The organism is Citrobacter sp. Cc139 (assembly GCF_030334645.1).
GTDB lineage: Bacteria > Pseudomonadota > Gammaproteobacteria > Enterobacterales > Enterobacteriaceae > Citrobacter > Citrobacter werkmanii.
In genome coordinates this window covers 49,544-67,240 of sequence record NZ_JAOWDM010000088.1, presented here as the reverse complement: position 1 = coordinate 67,240, position 17,697 = coordinate 49,544, and the positions used below count along the sequence as shown (strand labels likewise).

19 protein-coding genes are annotated in these 17,697 nt (G+C 50.4%); 10 read left to right on the top strand and 9 right to left on the bottom strand.

All coding sequences use genetic code 11. From position 1 onward, the window contains the following. The first annotated feature begins 52 nt into the window (after positions 1-52). Positions 53-820 carry a class II glutamine amidotransferase gene (locus tag OGV69_RS15955; RefSeq protein ID WP_069323846.1) on the top strand — a complete coding sequence of 256 codons (768 nt, stop codon included), beginning with the start codon at positions 53-55 and terminating at the stop codon, positions 818-820. On the opposite strand, the gene dpaA is transcribed toward OGV69_RS15955, so the two are convergent. After that, positions 791-1,531, bottom strand: a complete 741-nt coding sequence (gene dpaA, locus OGV69_RS15950; RefSeq protein ID WP_038637546.1) for a peptidoglycan meso-diaminopimelic acid protein amidase — start codon at positions 1,529-1,531, stop codon at positions 791-793. The genes OGV69_RS15955 and dpaA overlap by 30 nt on opposite strands. A gap of 346 nt (positions 1,532-1,877) precedes the next feature. On the opposite strand from dpaA, the gene OGV69_RS15945 reads away from it, so the two are divergent. After that, positions 1,878-2,639, top strand: a complete 762-nt coding sequence (locus OGV69_RS15945) for a C40 family peptidase (RefSeq protein ID WP_069323847.1) — start codon at positions 1,878-1,880, stop codon at positions 2,637-2,639. Between the two features lie 36 nt (positions 2,640-2,675). Here OGV69_RS15945 and flhA read toward each other — a convergent pair whose 3' ends face one another. From flhA to OGV69_RS15910, 7 genes are read right to left on the bottom strand one after another with little or no spacing between them, the layout of a single operon-like run. After that, positions 2,676-4,769: a flagellar biosynthesis protein FlhA gene (flhA, locus tag OGV69_RS15940; protein WP_038637552.1), complete on the bottom strand. Its 2,094-nt coding sequence runs from the start codon at positions 4,767-4,769 to the stop codon at positions 2,676-2,678. Further along, positions 4,753-5,892: a flagellar biosynthesis protein FlhB gene (gene flhB, locus OGV69_RS15935; RefSeq protein WP_069323849.1), complete on the bottom strand. Its 1,140-nt coding sequence runs from the start codon at positions 5,890-5,892 to the stop codon at positions 4,753-4,755. Before flhB ends, flhA begins: the two co-directional genes overlap by 17 nt. Then, positions 5,882-6,664, bottom strand: a complete 783-nt coding sequence (locus OGV69_RS15930) for a flagellar biosynthetic protein FliR (protein WP_038637559.1) — start codon at positions 6,662-6,664, stop codon at positions 5,882-5,884. Before OGV69_RS15930 ends, flhB begins: the two co-directional genes overlap by 11 nt. Position 6,665: 1 nt before the next feature. After that, positions 6,666-6,938, bottom strand: coding sequence for a flagellar biosynthetic protein FliQ (locus OGV69_RS15925; RefSeq protein ID WP_038637561.1), 273 nt, complete (start codon positions 6,936-6,938; stop codon positions 6,666-6,668). A gap of 12 nt (positions 6,939-6,950) precedes the next feature. Beyond that, a complete protein-coding gene (gene fliP, locus OGV69_RS15920; RefSeq protein WP_038637565.1) occupies positions 6,951-7,709 on the bottom strand; it encodes a flagellar type III secretion system pore protein FliP in 759 nt (252 codons plus the stop codon). Beyond that, positions 7,706-8,077, bottom strand: a complete 372-nt coding sequence (locus OGV69_RS15915; RefSeq protein ID WP_069323851.1) for a FliM/FliN family flagellar motor switch protein — start codon at positions 8,075-8,077, stop codon at positions 7,706-7,708. The genes fliP and OGV69_RS15915 overlap by 4 nt, the downstream gene beginning before the upstream one ends. Then, a complete protein-coding gene (locus OGV69_RS15910) occupies positions 8,070-8,933 on the bottom strand; it encodes a FliM/FliN family flagellar motor switch protein (RefSeq protein ID WP_038637570.1) in 864 nt (287 codons plus the stop codon). The genes OGV69_RS15915 and OGV69_RS15910 overlap by 8 nt, the downstream gene beginning before the upstream one ends. A gap of 593 nt (positions 8,934-9,526) precedes the next feature. Here OGV69_RS15910 and OGV69_RS15905 point away from each other — a divergent pair. Genes OGV69_RS15905 through OGV69_RS15870 form a run of 8 tightly spaced genes read left to right on the top strand, consistent with a single transcriptional unit; the run spans position 9,527 to position 16,477 of the window. Next, complete coding sequence (locus tag OGV69_RS15905; RefSeq protein WP_038637572.1) at positions 9,527-10,513, top strand: sigma-54 interaction domain-containing protein; 987 nt, start codon at positions 9,527-9,529, stop codon at positions 10,511-10,513. Between the two features lie 47 nt (positions 10,514-10,560). Beyond that, positions 10,561-10,914: a flagellar hook-basal body complex protein FliE gene (fliE, locus tag OGV69_RS15900; protein ID WP_069323852.1), complete on the top strand. Its 354-nt coding sequence runs from the start codon at positions 10,561-10,563 to the stop codon at positions 10,912-10,914. 4 nt (positions 10,915-10,918) lie between these two features. Further along, positions 10,919-12,598, top strand: coding sequence for a flagellar basal-body MS-ring/collar protein FliF (gene fliF / locus OGV69_RS15895; protein WP_069323853.1), 1,680 nt, complete (start codon positions 10,919-10,921; stop codon positions 12,596-12,598). After that, positions 12,576-13,592 (top strand): flagellar motor switch protein FliG, encoded by a 1,017-nt coding sequence (locus tag OGV69_RS15890; protein WP_038637583.1) that lies wholly within the window; start codon positions 12,576-12,578, stop codon positions 13,590-13,592. The genes fliF and OGV69_RS15890 overlap by 23 nt, the downstream gene beginning before the upstream one ends. Before the next feature lie 3 nt (positions 13,593-13,595). After that, entirely contained in the window at positions 13,596-14,306 is a 711-nt protein-coding gene (gene fliH, locus OGV69_RS15885) for a flagellar assembly protein FliH (protein WP_038637585.1), read from the top strand. Continuing rightward, complete coding sequence (gene fliI / locus OGV69_RS15880; protein WP_069323854.1) at positions 14,299-15,639, top strand: flagellar protein export ATPase FliI; 1,341 nt, start codon at positions 14,299-14,301, stop codon at positions 15,637-15,639. Before fliH ends, fliI begins: the two co-directional genes overlap by 8 nt. Positions 15,640-15,641: 2 nt before the next feature. Beyond that, positions 15,642-16,085, top strand: coding sequence for a flagellar export protein FliJ (gene fliJ / locus OGV69_RS15875; RefSeq protein WP_069323855.1), 444 nt, complete (start codon positions 15,642-15,644; stop codon positions 16,083-16,085). Then, a complete protein-coding gene (locus OGV69_RS15870) occupies positions 16,082-16,477 on the top strand; it encodes an FAD synthase family protein (protein WP_038637597.1) in 396 nt (131 codons plus the stop codon). Before fliJ ends, OGV69_RS15870 begins: the two co-directional genes overlap by 4 nt. A gap of 17 nt (positions 16,478-16,494) precedes the next feature. On the opposite strand, the gene OGV69_RS15865 is transcribed toward OGV69_RS15870, so the two are convergent. Continuing rightward, a complete protein-coding gene (locus OGV69_RS15865) occupies positions 16,495-17,697 on the bottom strand; it encodes a sulfatase-like hydrolase/transferase (protein ID WP_038637600.1) in 1,203 nt (400 codons plus the stop codon).

The window sequence follows — 17,697 nt, the reverse complement described above, 5'->3', positions numbered from 1 at the left end:
CCTGATAAGCGCAGCGCCATCAGGCAGTTCACGGTTTTAAGGTAGGTGATGTATGTGCGAACTGCTCGGGATGAGCGCCAATGTGCCAACCGATATCTGCTTTAGCTTCACCGGACTGGTTCAGCGCGGCGGAGGGACCGGGCCGCACAAAGACGGCTGGGGTATTACGTTTTATGAGGGTAAGGGTTGCCGTACGTTTAAAGATCCGCAACCCAGCTTTAATTCGCCTATCGCCAAACTGGTACAAGACTATCCCATCAAATCCTGTTCCGTGATTGCCCACATTCGTCAGGCGAATCGTGGGGAAGTGGCGCTGGAAAATACCCATCCATTTACCCGTGAACTATGGGGACGTAACTGGACGTATGCCCATAACGGACAGCTCAGCGGTTATAAATCGCTGGAGACCGGTAATTTCCGCCCGGTCGGTGAAACTGACAGCGAAAAAGCCTTCTGCTGGCTGCTGCACAAGCTGACAGAGCGTTATCCGCGCACGCCAGGTAATATGACAGCGGTGTTTAAATATATCGCGGCGCTGGCAGGAGAACTGCGGGAGAAGGGCGTCTTTAACATGCTGTTGTCTGACGGTCGTTATGTGATGGCTTTCTGCTCGACCAACCTGTTTTGGATCACCCGTCGAGCGCCATTTGGCGTAGCGACGCTACTGGATCAGGATGTGGAAATTGATTTTAGCTCAGAGACCACACCCAATGATGTGGTCACCGTGATTGCCACTCAGCCGTTAACCGGCAATGAAACCTGGCAAAAGATTATGCCAGGCGAATGGGCATTATTTTGTCTCGGGGAGCGAGTAGTTTGATGCCAGCTGCGGTTGAACGACTTCGTGACTCAACGGCTTGCTGATAACGTAACGGCCATCGACGACGGAAACGGTCGGTGGCTTACGCGTTTGTTCAAAGTAATCGTATCCTGGCTTTAACTGGGCCCAGAAATCTTTGTAATACGAAAACTTATGGCGCTGCATGTTGGCATCGGTCATGCGGAACGGGTAAATGCTAACCTGTACGCTGGATTGCCCGAACACCAGAGCGCCGGTGACAAACTGGAAAATCTCATCAATACCGTTGTCGGTCATCGCATAGCAGCCGACGGAAACGCAGGCGCCGTGGATCATCAGGTATTTACCTTCATAACCGTGTGCACGGTCGTAGGCGTTAGGGAAACCGATGTTAATCGCTTTATAGAAGCGGCTATCCGGTTTGAGCTGTCCGCGTTGTACGCTGTAAAAACCTTCCGGGCTTTTGAAATCACCCTGACGCTGTTTCGGCCCTAAGCCGCCGGAATAATTGCAGATCTTATAACTGTCGAGCAATTGATACTGTTCGCCCATCTTGACGTACAGATCGAGCGTTCGCTCTTCTTTGAAGATCTGGATATAGACAGGGGAGCCCATTAACTGCTGCTTATATTCTTTGCTGACAGGCGTGGTCGGGCTGCTGCTGCTCAGCAAACCAGCAAATGAAACGCACGGCAATAAAAGCATCGCAAGAAAAAATGCGATTTTACGCATACTGCTTATTCCTTGATAAAACGATTACACACGCCAGGACGGCAAAAAGAGTCCCCAAATCGGATAAATCTGGATCTGGAGCGCTCACATTAGCACCAAGAGAGTTTTTCGCAAGTCTCTCGTGCGGCGTTTACACTTTAGTTTTTCTTTATACGAAAAATTGCGCTTAAAGGCTGTCAGACACGGGCCTATTTTGCTGACTATCCCTCTGCATTTCGTCTTAATAAAGAATGCCTAATGTGTTGAATTTAAAAAATTAATTATTTAATAATCGAATATTAAACAGGAATGACGGGCAATAGCGCTAGACTGCGGCGAACGTGTTTGACCAGGTATTCTTCTTTTCATGCTTTTTGTCTCTGCACCCCGTTGCTTCTTGCCGGGCCTGTTGTCTTTGTGTGTTGTGCTGTCATTACCGTCTGTCGCCAAAGTTCAGCCCCACTTATCTGACGCCCAGTTAAGCTATGCGGCGCAACTGCGTATGCGTAACCGCGCCCGGCTACTGAAACTGTATCACGCACAGGTAAAAAAACAGGCAAGCTACGTCGTGGAAGGCAACGCAGAAAGTAAACGCGCGCTGCGCCAGCAGAACCGGGCGCTGATTAAACAGCACCCTGAGTGGTTCCCGGGCCCACTAAAAGCCAGCGATCATCGCTGGCAGGAACTGGCTGAGAATGACCATTTTCTCAGTAGCGATCATCTGCACAATATCACCGAAGTGGCTATCCACCGACTTGAGCAACAGCTAGGTAAACCCTATTTGTGGGGAGGCACCGATCCGGATGAAGGGTTTGACTGTAGCGGGCTGATTTTTTATGCCTACAACAAAATCCTGGCGGCAAAATTGCCCCGTACGGCGAATGAAATGTATCACTACCGACGGGCAACGATTGTCTCTAACCGCGATCTTCGCCGTGGTGATTTAGTGTTCTTTCATATTCACAGCCGGGATATAGCCGATCATATGGGCGTCTATTTGGGGCAGGGGCAATTTATTGAATCACCGCGGACGGGAGAAACCATTCGGGTGAGCAATTTATCCGATGACTTCTGGCAGGATCATTATCTTGGCGCCCGTCGTATTCTTACGGAAAATACGATTCTGTAATCAAAAGGCGGTGCAATCACACCGCCTCGCCAGGCGTTAACTCAACGCCCCCATGATCTTTAATTCCAGCTCATCCGGAACTTCGTTATAAGACAACACCTGTAGGCCCGGGGCAAACAGGCGCGCATAGCGCGCGAGCAGAGGACGTAACTGCGGCGCGACCAACAGCACTGGCTCTTTCCCCGCCGCTTTCATCTGCTCTTTTATCTGCGGCATATTGGTCTGAAACTGATTCAGCATATTGGGATCGACCGGCACGCTATCCAGCACCACTTTTCCACTTTGCTGAGCCTGATTCACCACATTCGCCAGCAGATTCTCCAGGTCACTATTCAGCGTATATACCGCCAGCTCATCTTTACGCACAAACGGATGGGTAATGCTGCGACGTAGCGCCAGACGCACATCCGCCGTTAACAGAATATGATCTTTGGTCACAGCGCTACTGGCGACCAGTACGGTGGCTATGGTGACGATATCGCGCAATGACACGCCTTCGATAAGCAGCGCCCGGTACACTTTCAACAGTTGGCTGTAATTCAGCGCTGCGCTCAAATCTTCCGCCAGACGCGGCGCCATAGAAGAGAGACGGTTATGCAACTGCGTAATGTCATCGTAATTAAACAGCTCTGGAATATAGTTACGAATGATCTTATTCACATGCGTCGCAATAACGCTGGCGCTATCGATAACCTGATACCCCATATTTAACGCTTTAGCTTTTTGCGCCGGAACAATCCAGGTGACCGGCATTCCGTAGGCCGGATCGTGGCCTAAAACACCGTCGATCTCGCCATAGGTTTCACTGGAGGGCAGCGCCATCAGCTTATCTGCGGGAATGTCGGCCTCATCGGCCTTGATCCCATTGATAAAAATCGCGTACTGGGTCGGTTTGAGGCGGAAGTTTTCGCGAATGCGAATTTCCGGTAACAACACGCCGTTGCTGTCTGAGATCACCTGCCGCACACCGCGAATACGCTGAGTGAGCGGATTCCCTTTGGATTTATCGACCAACGACACCAGCTTGTATCCCAGACTCAGGCTGATAGGTTCAATTAAAGGGATGGTTTCCCAACTGACCTGCTGCTCGGTGGTTTCTGCGATGGTTTTGGTCAGCGTTTCGAGATTTTTCTCTTCGGTCTCCGCAACCTTGGGGCGCTTGCTCATGCGCCAGGCGGTGAATCCCAGCAGGGCGCTGAAAATCAGGAAGGGGAAATGCGGCATCCCCGGCACCACTGCCAGCACAAACATAATGCTGGTGGCGGTATACAGCACCGAGGGGCTGGCCAGTAGTTGGCTACGCACGTCTGTGGCAATATCGCCGCTGTCGCTTACGCGGGTGACGATGATCGCTGCCGCTGTCGACAACAGCAGAGAAGGGATCTGGGCGACCAGACCGTCACCGATGGTCATCAGTACGTATTGCTGGAATGCGGCTTCGGCGCTTAAATCGTATTTAAAGATCCCGATACAGACGCCGCCGATCAGGTTGATAGCCAGGATCATCATCCCGGCGATGGCATCGCCGCGTACAAACTTTGACGCACCATCCATCGCGCCATAGAAATCCGCTTCGCCCGCTACGTCTTTACGTCGCGCTTGCGCCTGCGCCTGATTAATCAGTCCTGCATTCAGATCGGCGTCGATCGCCATCTGCTTACCGGGCATGGCGTCAAGCGTAAAGCGAGCAGAAACTTCGGAGATACGCTCCGCGCCTTTGGTCACCACGATAAAGTTAATGATCATCAGAATGATGAACACCACGAAACCAACGACAAAGTTACCGCCGATCACCACCTGACCGAAGGACTCAATCACCTTACCGGCAGCGCCTGCGCCCATGTGACCGTGCAGTAATACCACGCGTGTTGACGCCACGTTCAGCGTCAATCGCATCAGGGTGGTGATCAGCAGAATGGTCGGGAACAAGCTGAATTCGAGCGGGCGTTTTGCAGAAACGGCCACTAACAGCACCATCACCGCCAGCACGATGTTAAAGGTGAACAGAATATCCAGCAGGGCCGGTGGTAACGGTAGGATCACCATGGCCAGGATACACAGTATAACCAGCGGAATGCCGATGTTACCGTTACGCAGCAGCGCCAGGAATTGTTTAGTTGTTTTCGGCATCCAGTTTAAGAACCTCTTTTGGAATGGAAATATGTCTGTTCAGCGAAGGACGTGCTTGTGAACCGTCACGCCAGTGCTTCATTTGCAGTACATAGGTCAGGACGTGTGCAATCGCCCGATACAGTTGAAATGGGATCTGTTGATTCACCTGGGTGGTGTAATAAACGGAGCGTGCCAGCTTAGGAAACTCAACGACTTCAATATTGCTTTCTGCCGCTACCTGCCGGATATACAGCGCGATTTCATCGGTGCCTTTGGCAACCACGAAAGGCGCGGCGGCGCGTGACTGGTCGTATTGTAGCGCCACGGCATAGTGGGTTGGGTTGGTGATTACCACATCGGCTTTTGGCACAACTTTACGAATTTGCCCCATCGCCATTTGCCGTTGCAAGCGACGAATTCTGGCCTTAACCTCGGGTTTACCTTCCTGATTTTTATACTCTTCCTTCACTTCCTGTTTCGTCATTTTCAGCCCTTTGGTGAACATTTTTTTCGCCAGAGGGACATCGATCAACGCAAAGAAAACAAACAGGATGACAAAGTTGCGCATGATGCTGCTGTACAGCGCCAGACCATCGCTGACGGCCTGTTTGAAATGAAGCTCTTGTAAGCCGAGAAATGCGGCAACGTTATTGCGTACGCTGATCCATAGCATCACCAGCAGCACTATCGCTTTGAGCGTCATCTTGCCGGTATCCACCAGATGGTCGGTGGAAAACAGGCGACCAATCCCTTTGAGCGGGCTTAATTTACTAAAGTCCGGCAATATTTTTTTCGGCAGGAATAGCCAGCCTCCCGGAACCAGTGAGGCAAACAGCGCGGCAACCGGCATGGGTAACAGCGTCAGGATGAATTTCCCCAGAATCAGCAGATGGTGTTCAAGGAACTGACCGATGATGTCCGGGTCATTAATGTTCTGCGCGTACTGATGCACGCTGGTAAAGCTTTCGCGCACGAAATCTTCGTACCAGGGAAAGCTGCTGGAGATCACCATAAATGCGGCAAACAGACTGGCGGCAAGCCCCATATCTTTTGAACGCGGTATTTGTCCCTCTTGTCTGGCCTTGCGAAGTTTTTGCGCCGAGGGTTTTTCTGTTTTTTCTTCGCTACTGCTATCCGCCATAGTGTCCCTTCAACGCGTCAAGCTGCTGTAAGACGAAATTCGCCAGGTGCAAATAGTGGTCGGGCAGGTTGTAAAGCAGGGTTGCAAAGCAGAACAGACCCGCCAGCATGTTGATGGGAAAACCTAATGAGTACAGGTTGAGCGGTGGTGCAATACGGTTTAGCAGACCAAAGCAGCCCTGAACAATCAGCATGATAAAGGTCGTCGGCAGCGCCAGCAGCGTGGCGGCGGCGAATACCCAGCCCAGCGCCAGAGAAATCGTGCGCAGAGATTGCGGATGCAACGCATTCCCAATCGGCCAGTAAGTAAAGCCTTTAAATAAAATACTCACCAGCAGCAGATGCCCGTCCATGGCAAAAAACAGTATCACCGCGTAGATGTTGATCATTTCCGCCAGCACCGTCGTTGACGCGCCGCTGCTGGGGTCGTTCATCACCGCCATGCTCATCCCCATATTAAAAGAGAGGATTTGGCCCGCCAGTTGTAGCGCTAAAAATAAAAACTGCAGCATCAGGCCGAAAAGCATTCCCCACAGAAACTGCTCTGCGGTCAAAATAATGCTGTTGATCGACAGCAGGCTGGTGGGTACCGGGTGGGGGATAAGCGGCGTAATGATAAAGGCCAACGCCAGGGACAAAATAATGCGTATACGTATGGTCAGCGCGGCATTATCCAGTACCGGCGCGTAGTGAATAAACGCCATAATGCGCACGAAGGGAAACCACATGCCCAGTATCAGATTACTTAACTGTGTAATATCTGTTTCGCGCATGTCAGTGCACCAGAATGGCGGCCTGAGAGAACAGATGCACGCAGAGATCGCTCAACTGGACGATCATCCATTTTCCGCAAATACCTAATACCGCGAGGGTGACGATCAGCCTGGGTAAAAAACTAAGCGTTTGTTCGTTAATCTGCGTCACAGCCTGAAAAATGCTGACCAACATACCGACCAGCAGGCTGGGAACGACTAACACGCAGACTAAAATGATCACGACTTTTATACCGCTGGCGACGATGTCTGCGGCTACATCAATGGTTAGCATGTCAGCTCTCCGTTAGCCCAGTCCCAGACCGCGAATGCTGGAGGTCAGCGTACCAACGGTCAGCGCCCAGCCATCAATAAGCACAAACAGCATCAGCTTAAAGGGCAGCGAAACGATCAGCGGTGACAGCATCATCATCCCCATCGCCATCAGCACGCTGGCGACGATCAGATCGATCACGAGGAACGGAATGTAAATCATAAAACCTATCTGGAAGGCGGTTTTGAGTTCGCTTAGCACATAGGCGGGAACGATAATAGAAAGATCCTGATCGACTGCATTCCCTTTCGCGTTGGCGATCGTCATTATCTGCGCAATCGCTTTTTTATTGGTTTGCGCCAACATAAAACGTTTCAATGGCGAAGCGGCTGTACTCAGGGCGTCGGGGAGCGTGATTTGATCGTTTTCAAAAGGGACTACGGCATGATCGTAAATGTTGATCCAGATTGGGCGCATCACCAGCATGGTTAACGACAGGGCAATGCCAATCAGTATGCGGTTCGGCGGCGTTTGCTGCAGCCCTAATGCCTGACGCAGCAGGGAAAGAACAATAATAAAACGGGTAAAACAGGTCATCATCAGCACCAGGGTAGGCAGAATGCCCACCAGGGTCATCAGGATCAGGACCTGGATTTTTACGCTGTATTCCTGGCTATTTCCGTGTGAAACCACATTCAGCAACGGGATATCTCCCCCTTGCGCGCAGGCAAAGGGAGAAAGGATGAGTAACGAGATACCCAGTAAGAGCGTGAGTGTTGGCGCGCGTTTCATGGTGCCAGGTCGTTAATTTCATGCGTGTTGAATTCAAGGACGCGCAGGCCATATTTTTCGTTGACCACAACCACTTCAGCCTTACCTAGCAGGATATTATTGACCTTAATATCCAGCGGTTCGCCGGCGAGTTTATCCATCTCGATGACGGTGTCGTCATCAATGTTTAGCAGATCGGCCAGCATCACCTCCACGGAGGAGACTTCCAGCGTTAGCGTGACTGGAATACGTTTGAGTAATGACATCGACTCGGAAAAACGGTCTTCTAAACGCGCTACCAGCTTTTCAGTGACAGACGGCGCGGGTGGCGTAGTTGCTTCGGGGGCTAACTCGAAGCCTTGCTCTAAAATATCTTCTAGCTTACTCATAGGATTTCTCCGTCTTGCTCGTTAATTCGGACAAAAACAGTTTGTCTTTATCCTCTACGATCAGGGCATTAAATAATTCGGATTTCCCGATATAAACAGGGAAAGTATCAGGCATCGCAATCGGTAAAATATCGCCGGGTTTAATCGTCGTCAGATCGGCAACATTCAGAGGAATTTCTGCAATCTTCACGTTCATGGTTAGCGGCAGCGTATGAATGATTTCTTTGATCAGCGTTTTTTTACGCGTTTCAGCGCTGGCTTTATCAATCTGCTTTTTTTTCTCTCCATGCTCGCTACGGCGAATCAAATTCAGAATATAATCGGTATGCGAATCGTCCAGTAAGATGCGGAAACTGCAATTCTCATCATCACCTAATACAAATGTAAGCTGATAAGCCCAGTGGGTTTGTATGGTGCTGCTGTCGGGTTTGAGCGTCAGTGGAATACCAGATATATTTTTATTAAAAATGATATTGCAAATATCCAGCGCCAGTCTGCTTCGCAAGCGGATTTCCGTTTTGGTTGGTAAATCATCCTGCGACTTCTCGTCGGCGAGAGATGATGCCAGACCATAAAAGTTACCTAATAACATTAACAATAATGCGCGGTCGATATCAAAGGCCAGATGCCCAACCTGAGAAACTAATAACTCCGCACTTTTATTGATAACATCCATCTCACACTGTATTTTTTTTAGTGTTATATTTGTGCGGTGTTTTTTCAGGAAATAGTTTCCAAGATGTGATTCAATTGTATCAAAACTTCCCGTAAACATAGTCGGCAGACGATGATATGGACGTCCAAGCCGGTTCCCTTCAAGTTTAAAGATTCCGGGCGTTTGACTATATTTCAGCATGGTGCGCTTTCTCAGCTGTAATTTCTGGGGCGGATGAGTTGATATCAAATCCCGCGGTTATCAAAGAAAATACAAATCCATTTAATTTATTACTCATCCTTGACGCTATTCTCATAGTGTTGAAGTCCATTAGATATGAAATGCAGTACCTGGGCTCTTCACTGAACCAGGGCTGGATATTAGATATTTTACCCCTCCCTTCTGCAAGTTATTAATGGTGATGAACTATAATTAAAAAATAATTAATTACACATCCGTGATGTTGCCCGCCTACAGTCTGTCGCTGCGTAGGGTTATCTTGCTGTCTATTTTTCATGCGGATTTTCTTGTAGTTGTTTGTTTTTCAAGGAATAATATTTTTATTATCTTTTAATTTAAGATTGTTAATGATACCGGTGATAGTATTTTTTTAGGAAAAACCCTATTTGAAAATAGTCTCCGATAGGGCTGCCCTGTGAAAGGGCGGTAAAACATGAGCAAGGATGGGATTAAGACATGGCACGGGTGATATCTATTATTCGATGATTGTGCTTTGGAATGATTTGTATATTTCTCGTAACGGATGTTAACTTTACTTCTAAGTGTAAATAATCATGTTTGAACTTATTGCCGAAGCAGCCTCCAGCATTAACGTTTTTTCAATGGCAAGACGTATTGCTGCTTTTAATGTTCCAGTACTTATCCATGGCGAAACCGGTACGGGTAAAGAATGTATCGCCAAATTTATCCACTCGATTGCATTTGCGCAGGAGGCGTCGGCGCCTTATATCGGTGTGAATTGCGCTGCTATTCCTGAAAATATGCTGGAAGCCACGCTCTTTGGTTATGATAAAGGGGCGTTTACCGGGGCAGTGGCCACCGTACCGGGAAAGATGGAATTAGCTAATAACGGTACATTATTACTGGATGAAATCGGTGATATGCCGTTGGCGCTACAGGCCAAGATACTGCGCGTATTACAGGAACAACAGGTTGAGCGTTTAGGCAGTAACCGTCTCATCAAATTAAATTTTCGTTTAATTGCCTGCACCAATAAAAACCTTGAAGAAGAGGTTGCGGCAGGACGCTTCAGAGAAGATCTCTATTATCGCATGTCAGTGATTCCGTTGACAATGCCGCCCTTGCGCGAGCGTATGGAAGATATTATCCCATTGGCGGAATCCTTTATTAAAAAATACTCCACGGTGCTGGTAAAAAATATCAAGCTTTCTGAATCGTCACGCCGGGCATTACTCAGCTATGCGTGGCCGGGTAACGTACGCCAACTGGAGAACGCGATTCAACGAGGAATGATCCTTAATCGTGATGGCGTTATTTATCCAGATACGTTAGGTCTGCCATCTATTGAGTCCGATTCCTGGAGCGAGCCGCAATGGCAACCTAAACCCAGCGCGCAAATCACCACCAGCGCCAATCTGGGCCAGCATGGTCGTAGCGCGCAGTATCAATATATCGCTGACCTGATGCGCAAATATCAGGGTAATAAAACCAAAATCGCTGATTTATTAGGAATCACCCCACGTGCGCTTCGTTATCGTCTGGCATCAATGCGAAAACAGGGAATAGAGATCTTTTCCTGAATCAGTCTGTGGTACCGAGAACGCTTTTCTAATTTTAAGAGTAGGTCATGAGCATAAATACGATAGCCCCAGCCAGTACGATGCAGACGCAAATGATGCAGGACATGCAGCAGATGAAAGTGGTCGCGCAAGCGCCCGTCCTTTCGCCGATGCAGGTTAACGCCCAGCAGGCATCATCTCCGGTTTCGTTCGACCGCGTTATGCAAGGGGCGCTGAATCATGTTGATCGGTTCCAGCAGGTTGCGGAACAAAAACAAACGGCCATTGAGATGGGGAAAAGCGACGACCTGGCGGGGGCGATGATCGCCAGCCAGCAGGCATCGTTATCGTTTTCCGCGCTGGTGCAGGTACGCAATAAAGTCGCTTCCGGATTCAATGACCTGATGAGCATGTCAGTCTAACGCTATGAATGAACTAATAAAAAAAGTTACTCAGTTTTTACCATCGTTCTCTTTCAGGCTGGATGGTAATAAACGTCTGGCGTTACTGGCAGCAGCGGCTGTTGCGGCTACCGCCATTATTGTCAGCGTGCTATGGAATGGCAACCACGGCTATGTTTCGCTGTACGGTAGCCAGGAAAATATCCCGGTTTCGCAGATCGTCACCGTGCTGGATGGTGAAAAGCTGGAATACCGCATCGATCCGCAAAGCGGACAAATTCTGGTTCCGGAAGAGGACTTGTCCAAAACGCGAATGACGCTGGCGGCGAAAGGCGTTCAGGCCATGCTGCCCAGCGGCTATGAACTGATGGATAAAGATGAAGTGCTGGGCGCCAGTCAGTTTGTGCAAAACGTCCGCTACAAGCGGAGCCTGGAAGGCGAACTGGCGCAGAGCATCATGACGCTGGACGCCGTCGAGAGCGCCCGAGTGCATCTGGCGCTGAATGAAGAGAGTTCCTTTGTCGTCAGCGACGAGCCGCAAAACAGCGCCTCGGTGGTGGTGCGTCTGCATTATGGCAGCAAGCTGGATCTGGACCAGGTGAATGCTATCGTGCACCTGGTGTCCGGCAGCGTGCCTGATTTGAAAGCTTCGCAGGTCAGCGTTGTCGACCAGGCGGGGAATTTATTGTCCGACGGTATTGGCGCGGGTGAAGCGGTTTCTGCGGCGACGCGTAAGCGCGACCAGATCCTTAAAGATATTCAGGATAAGACCCGCGCCAGCCTCGCAAACGTTCTCGACTCGCTGGTCGGCACTGGCAACTACCGGGTGAGCGTGATGCCGGATCTCGATCTGAGCAATATCGACGAAACCCAGGAGCATTACGGCGACACGCCAAAAGTTAACCGTGAAGAGACGGTACTCGATAGCGATACCAGCCAAATCGCCATGGGGATCCCCGGCTCGCTGAGTAACCGTCCTCCAGTGGCGGCAAATCAAGTGACGAATGGCGCCAATGGAAGCGCGCCAGAGGAATCTAACCAGCCCGCTGCGTTGTCAAAGCATAGCGAGAACAAACGCGACTACTCCTGGGACCGTAGCGTTGAACATATCCAGCATCCCGGTTTCGACATCAAACGTTTAAATGTGGCTGTGGTACTTAACCAGAGCGCGCCTGCGTTGAAGAACTGGAAACCGGAGCAAACCACGCAATTGACGGCGCTGTTGAATAACGCCGCCGGGATTGATGCCAGGCGTGGCGACAATCTGTCTTTATCGCTGCTTAATTTTGTGCCGCAGTCGATCCCCGTCGAGCCGGTGGTCCCCTTTTGGAAGGATGACGACATTCTGGCCTGGGTGCGTCTGATTGGCTGCGGTCTGTTGGCTCTGCTGTTGCTGCTGTTTGTTGTTCGCCCGGTCATGAAACGGTTGACCGCCGAACGTCGCCGGACGTCGGCGCCAGAGCTGGCGCTGGACGCCGCACCGATCGCGATTCCTGCGGACAAACCCCATTTTGCGGCCGCTGAAGATGAACGTAAAAATATCGAACTGCCTTCTTTCCCTGGTGACGATAGCCTGCCTTCGCAGAGCTCCGGTCTGGAAGTGAAGCTGGAGTTCCTGCAAAAACTGGCGATGAGCGACACCGATCGCGTAGCTGAAGTTCTCAGACAATGGATTACCAGCAATGAGCGAATTGACAATAAATAACGGCAGCAACAATAGCTATCTGGAACAGGCCGCAATTTTATTGCTGTGTCTGGGCGAGGAGGCGGCAGCCACGGTGATGCAAAAACTCAGCCGCGAAGAGGTGGTTCGTCTGAGTGAAAACATGGCGCGTCTGTCTGGGGTAAAAACCAGCATAGCTAAAAAAGTGATCAATAACTTTTTTGATGAATTCCGCGAACAAAGCGGTATCAACGGCGCATCGCGTTCCATGCTGCAAGGGATCCTCAATAAAGCGCTGGGCACAGAAATCGCCAGCAGCGTGATCAACGGTATTTATGGCGATGAGATCCGTTCGCGGATGGCGCGTTTACAGTGGGTGGAGCCGCGCCAGTTGGCGATACTGATCTCAGAAGAGCATTTGCAGCTACAGGCCGTATTTCTTGCCTTCCTGACGCCAGAGATCTCGGCCACGGTACTGTCTTACATGAATGAGTCAGTGCAAAACGAGATCCTCTATCGCGTAGCTAAACTGAACGATGTGAACAGGGACGTGGTGGATGAGCTGGATCGTTTGATTGAGCGTGGGCTGTCGGTGCTTTCTGAACATGGCTCGAAAGTGAAAGGGATCAAGCAGGCTGCGGATATCGTGAACCGCTTCCAGGGAAATCAACAGGTGATTCTCGATCAACTGCGCGAACGCGATGAAAATGTGCTCGAACAGTTGCAGGATGAAATGTACGACTTCTTTATTCTGAGCCGCCAAACTGACGAAGTGCGTCGTCGTCTGCTGGACGAAGTACCGATGGAAGATTGGGCGGTGGCACTGAAAGGTACTGAAGCGCTGTTACGCCGTTCGATTTATGCCGTGATGCCTAAGCGTCAGGTACAACAACTGGAGGCGATAACCTCACGTCTTGGTCCGGTTCCGGTGAGCCGTATTGAGCAGATACGCCGTGAAATCATGGGAATTGCCCGCGAACTTGAGGAAGCGGGTGAAATACAGCTACAGCTGTTTGCTGAACAGACGGCGGAGTAACCTATGGCGATTGAAACCATTCGTGGTCGTTACCGGCTGCATCGTTTTCCTCCTCGCCAGCGCCATCTACAGGCTGAACAGCTCACGCCGGGGATTACTCCGGCGGATTATCAGCGCCAACTGATGGACGGCTTCCAGGAAGGGCTGCAAAAAGGTTTTGAGCAGGGGATGACCGAAGGCCAGGAGCAGGGTTTTCAGGAAGGTCATCAGAAGGGGCACGATGAAGGTCGTCGTCAGGGATACACTGAAGGCAGCCTGGCCGGACAGCAGGAAGGGCGCAAGCAGTTTGAACGCGCCGCCCAGCCGCTGGAGGCTATCTCCGGCAAAGTGAATGACTATCTGGCGCACGTCCAGCGTAAACAGCGGGAAGACCTGTTGCAGCTGGTTGAAAAGGTGACCCGCCAGGTGATTCGCTGTGAGCTGGCGCTGCAACCGACGCAGCTATTATCGTTGGTCGAAGAGGCAATTTCGGCCTTTCCGGCGATGCCTGAGTCGCTACAGGTGCTGCTGAGTAACGAAGAATTTAACCGCATCAAAGATGTCGCGCCTGAGAAGGTCACTGCCTGGGGACTGACTCCCTCTCCCGATCTACAGGCGGGCGAGTGTCGGGTGATTACCGATAAATCCGAGCTGGATATTGGCTGCGAGCATCGCCTCGAGCAATGTATGTCGGCACTTAAAGAGTCGCTGCTGCCGGAGCCGACGGGTGAGTGATCTTTCCAGCTTCGACAACGCGCTGCGTTCTATTGAGTCGATTCCTTTAGCCCGGGTTGCCGGGCGACTGGTTCGCGTGAACGGCATTTTGCTGGAGAGCGTGGGCTGCCCGTTGGTAACCGGTCAGTTGTGCCGTATTGAAAGCGCAAACCATACGCTGATCGACGCGCAGGCGGTGGGATTTAATCGTGATATCACCTACCTGATGCCCTTCAAACACCCCGTCGGACTGATGGCGGGGGCGCGCGTATTCCCCGAAGAAAAAGCCCAGGAGATCCTGATCAGCGAAAGCTGGCTGGGGCGGGTGGTCAATGGCCTGGGTGAACCGCTGGATGCCAAAGGCCGTCTGACCGGCAATGACGTGCTGCCACCTCAGGCGCCGTCTATCAACCCCCTTACGCGTCGGTCGGTGAACCAACCGCTGGATGTTGGTGTAAAAGCAATCAACGGGTTATTAACTATCGGCAAAGGCCAGCGCGTGGGGTTGATGGCTGGCAGCGGCGTGGGAAAAAGTGTGCTGCTGGGGATGATCACCCGCCAGACCAAGGCCGACATCGTGGTGGTGGGGTTAATTGGCGAGCGTGGCCGCGAGGTGAAAGAGTTTATCGATCACTCGCTGGGCGCGGAAGGGTTGGCAAAATCCATTATCGTGGCGGCTCCGGCGGATGAGTCGCCGTTGATGCGTTTGAAAGCCACCGAGCTGTGCCACTCTATCGCCGCCTGGTTTCGCGATCGTGGGCATCACGTTTTATTGCTGGTGGATTCGTTAACCCGTTATGCCATGGCGCAGCGTGAGATCGCATTGTCATTGGGAGAACCTCCGGCGACGAAAGGCTATCCGCCCTCGGCGTTCGGTATGATCCCTAAGCTTGTGGAAAGCGCCGGCAACAGTGAAAGTGAAGGGTCAATGACCGCCATTTACACGGTGCTGGCGGAAGGGGACGACCAACAGGATCCAATCGTTGACTGCGCGCGCGCGGTGTTGGATGGACATATCGTACTGACCCGTAAGCTGGCGGAAGCCGGGCATTATCCAGCCATTGATATTGGGCAGTCGATCAGTCGATGCATGACCCAGGTTACGCCCTACGAGCATCAGCAATCGGCCCGTCTGTTGAAGCAAAACTATGCCGCCTATATGGAAATTAAGCCGCTGATCCCGTTGGGAGGCTATGTTGCCGGAGCCGATCCCAGCGTTGATAAAGCCGTCAAAGTGTTCCCCGCCATTGAGCGTTTCCTGCGTCAGGAGGTAAGTGAACCCGCGTCACTTGAACTGGTGCAAAGTCGTTTACAGGCCCTTTTCCCCCAGGCAAAGAAAACGGAAGGTAAATAATCATGCGGCAAATTATTGATACCCTGGCGCAGTTGCAGCGTCTGCGGGATAAATCAGTCAAAGATATGACGGTCCAGTTGGCTAAACAGCAGCAGGTCTGTACCGGCTTTGACAATAACATCAAAGCGCTGGGTTACCTTATTCAAAAAACTGGCACCGGCGTTGAGGCGCCTTCGGTTGAATCACTCAAAAACGTGACCGGATACAAAGGCACGCTACGCACGGTTATTGCCTGGCAGGAACAGGAAAAAACGCTGGCTAAAATCAAAGAGCAGCGTATTCAAAAAAATCTGGTCGCCGCGGCTTGTGAAGAGAAAATTGTCGCCATGACGTTGGCAGATAAGCGTTACGCGCTGAGCAATGAGGCGCAGGTAAAAGAGCAAAAAGCCGTAGATGAAATCGCCGCGCAATGTTGGCTAAGACAGAAGACGCTGGGACTGGTATGAAAACGATCATTACTTTCGGCACATTTGATGTTTTTCATATTGGGCACCTGCGTATTCTTGAACGCGCCGGGCAGTTGGGGGAGCGGCTGATTGTCGGCGTCTCCTCAGATGCGCTAAATATGCATAAAAAAGGCCGGATGCCGGTTTATAGCCAAAGCGATCGCATGGGGATTGTTGCCGGACTAAAATGCGTGGACAGCGTGTTTCTCGAAGAGTCGCTGGAGAAAAAAGCAGATTATATTCGCCAGTTTAACGCTGATACGCTGGTGATGGGCGATGACTGGGCAGGACGCTTTGATAGTTTGTCGTACCTGTGCGAAGTGGTCTATTTTCCCAGAACACCATCGATATCCACCACCTCGATTATTGAGGTGGTGAAGGGATACAAATAAAAAATTCGTGGACTGGGTTATTCTTCCGGTTTCATCTTGTTTTTATTTTTTATCCACACATCCAGCTGTAATTTCATATCATCAATATGTTGCACAATCAACGGTACCATGTCGGCTGAGAAAAAATGCTGCATATGCGGATGAATGCCGCCAGTACGTTGCCGATGTGCTTTATCAAGATCAAGGTAAGCTTCTCCTGATTTCTTATATTTAATTAAGGGTAATATATCAAAATGATTTGCCGGGTCAGCCTTCCATAAAAACATCTTTAGCTGATTATCGACCTTCATTAAGTGAAAGTGTTCGGAAGTGATGGCATACCCTTTCTTGAGTGGACTTCCGCCATACTGACTTTTCTGTTGTGCAAATAGATTACGACTGTAACAAAAACGGCGTTGTGGCGTTAATGCGAAAGCTTGTTTTTCAATACCTTCAGCAGGTGTAATATCAAGTAAGGTCAGTACTGTATTATAGATATCGACCATACTGACCATATGGTTTAAATCAACGGCTTTCATGCCTGGACAGAAAATAAATGCTGGGGTATGAACTAATGGCGTGTAGGGTTCAATACCATGCGTATAACCGCCATTAAATCCGTGCCCCCAAAAGTCATCGCCATGATCGCCAAAGGCGATAATCATTGTATTATCAAGCTTTTTGTTTTCCATCAACATCTTAATGGTCTGACCGACCATTAAATCCATACTTTGGTAGCCACGCTGCCAGCGTTCGAGGCTGTTACTGCCCCCTCTTTTGATATCATCGTAATAACACAGATGACTACTGAGGTTCCACAGATAGAGCGCGAAGGGCTCCGGGCGGGAAATGACCTGCTGCATTTCAGCCTGCATTATTTTCGCGCTGTCATACCAATTAAAAGTATCCGTTTCACTCCAGATGGTATCCACATTTGCCCAGTTTTTGGGATACCCCATACCAGCAGCGGTGTATCCGTGCTGCTTTAAAACGTCGAAAAGCGCGGGGCCGTGACGATGGATGGAGATGTTTTCTTCGAGATGGGTGTTATGTTCTAACGTATTGTCATCACCATGCAAGAGATCGCTAAATGCCATCAGTGAGGAGGTGGCAGTAGAAATGAAATTATTGAGTCGTAGCGACTGGTTATAAATTTTATTCGTAAAAGGAAACCACTGGCGATTGTTAAAGATCGTGTGATTGAGACTTTCGAGATGCAAAAATATAATATTTTTCTTCAT

Bases quoted from the DNA above. Each gene is read 5' to 3' on its own strand.
- OGV69_RS15905 (WP_038637572.1), top strand. From the start codon at position 9,527: ATGTTTGAACTTATTGCCGAAGCAGCCTCCAGCATTAACGTTTTTTCA.
- OGV69_RS15865 (WP_038637600.1), bottom strand. From the start codon at position 17,697: ATGAAGAAAAATATTATATTTTTGCATCTCGAAAGTCTCAATCACACG.
- flhB (WP_069323849.1), bottom strand. From the start codon at position 5,892: ATGGCGGATAGCAGTAGCGAAGAAAAAACAGAAAAACCCTCGGCGCAA.
- OGV69_RS15890 (WP_038637583.1), top strand. From the start codon at position 12,576: ATGAGCGAATTGACAATAAATAACGGCAGCAACAATAGCTATCTGGAA.
- OGV69_RS15910 (WP_038637570.1), bottom strand. From the start codon at position 8,933: ATGCTGAAATATAGTCAAACGCCCGGAATCTTTAAACTTGAAGGGAAC.
- OGV69_RS15870 (WP_038637597.1), top strand. From the start codon at position 16,082: ATGAAAACGATCATTACTTTCGGCACATTTGATGTTTTTCATATTGGG.
- fliH (WP_038637585.1), top strand. From the start codon at position 13,596: ATGGCGATTGAAACCATTCGTGGTCGTTACCGGCTGCATCGTTTTCCT.
- OGV69_RS15930 (WP_038637559.1), bottom strand. From the start codon at position 6,664: ATGCGCGAAACAGATATTACACAGTTAAGTAATCTGATACTGGGCATG.
- fliE (WP_069323852.1), top strand. From the start codon at position 10,561: ATGAGCATAAATACGATAGCCCCAGCCAGTACGATGCAGACGCAAATG.
- dpaA (WP_038637546.1), bottom strand. From the start codon at position 1,531: ATGCGTAAAATCGCATTTTTTCTTGCGATGCTTTTATTGCCGTGCGTT.
- OGV69_RS15945 (WP_069323847.1), top strand. From the start codon at position 1,878: ATGCTTTTTGTCTCTGCACCCCGTTGCTTCTTGCCGGGCCTGTTGTCT.
- OGV69_RS15955 (WP_069323846.1), top strand. From the start codon at position 53: ATGTGCGAACTGCTCGGGATGAGCGCCAATGTGCCAACCGATATCTGC.
- fliJ (WP_069323855.1), top strand. From the start codon at position 15,642: ATGCGGCAAATTATTGATACCCTGGCGCAGTTGCAGCGTCTGCGGGAT.
- fliF (WP_069323853.1), top strand. From the start codon at position 10,919: ATGAATGAACTAATAAAAAAAGTTACTCAGTTTTTACCATCGTTCTCT.
- OGV69_RS15925 (WP_038637561.1), bottom strand. From the start codon at position 6,938: ATGCTAACCATTGATGTAGCCGCAGACATCGTCGCCAGCGGTATAAAA.
- flhA (WP_038637552.1), bottom strand. From the start codon at position 4,769: ATGCCGAAAACAACTAAACAATTCCTGGCGCTGCTGCGTAACGGTAAC.
- fliP (WP_038637565.1), bottom strand. From the start codon at position 7,709: ATGAAACGCGCGCCAACACTCACGCTCTTACTGGGTATCTCGTTACTC.
- OGV69_RS15915 (WP_069323851.1), bottom strand. From the start codon at position 8,077: ATGAGTAAGCTAGAAGATATTTTAGAGCAAGGCTTCGAGTTAGCCCCC.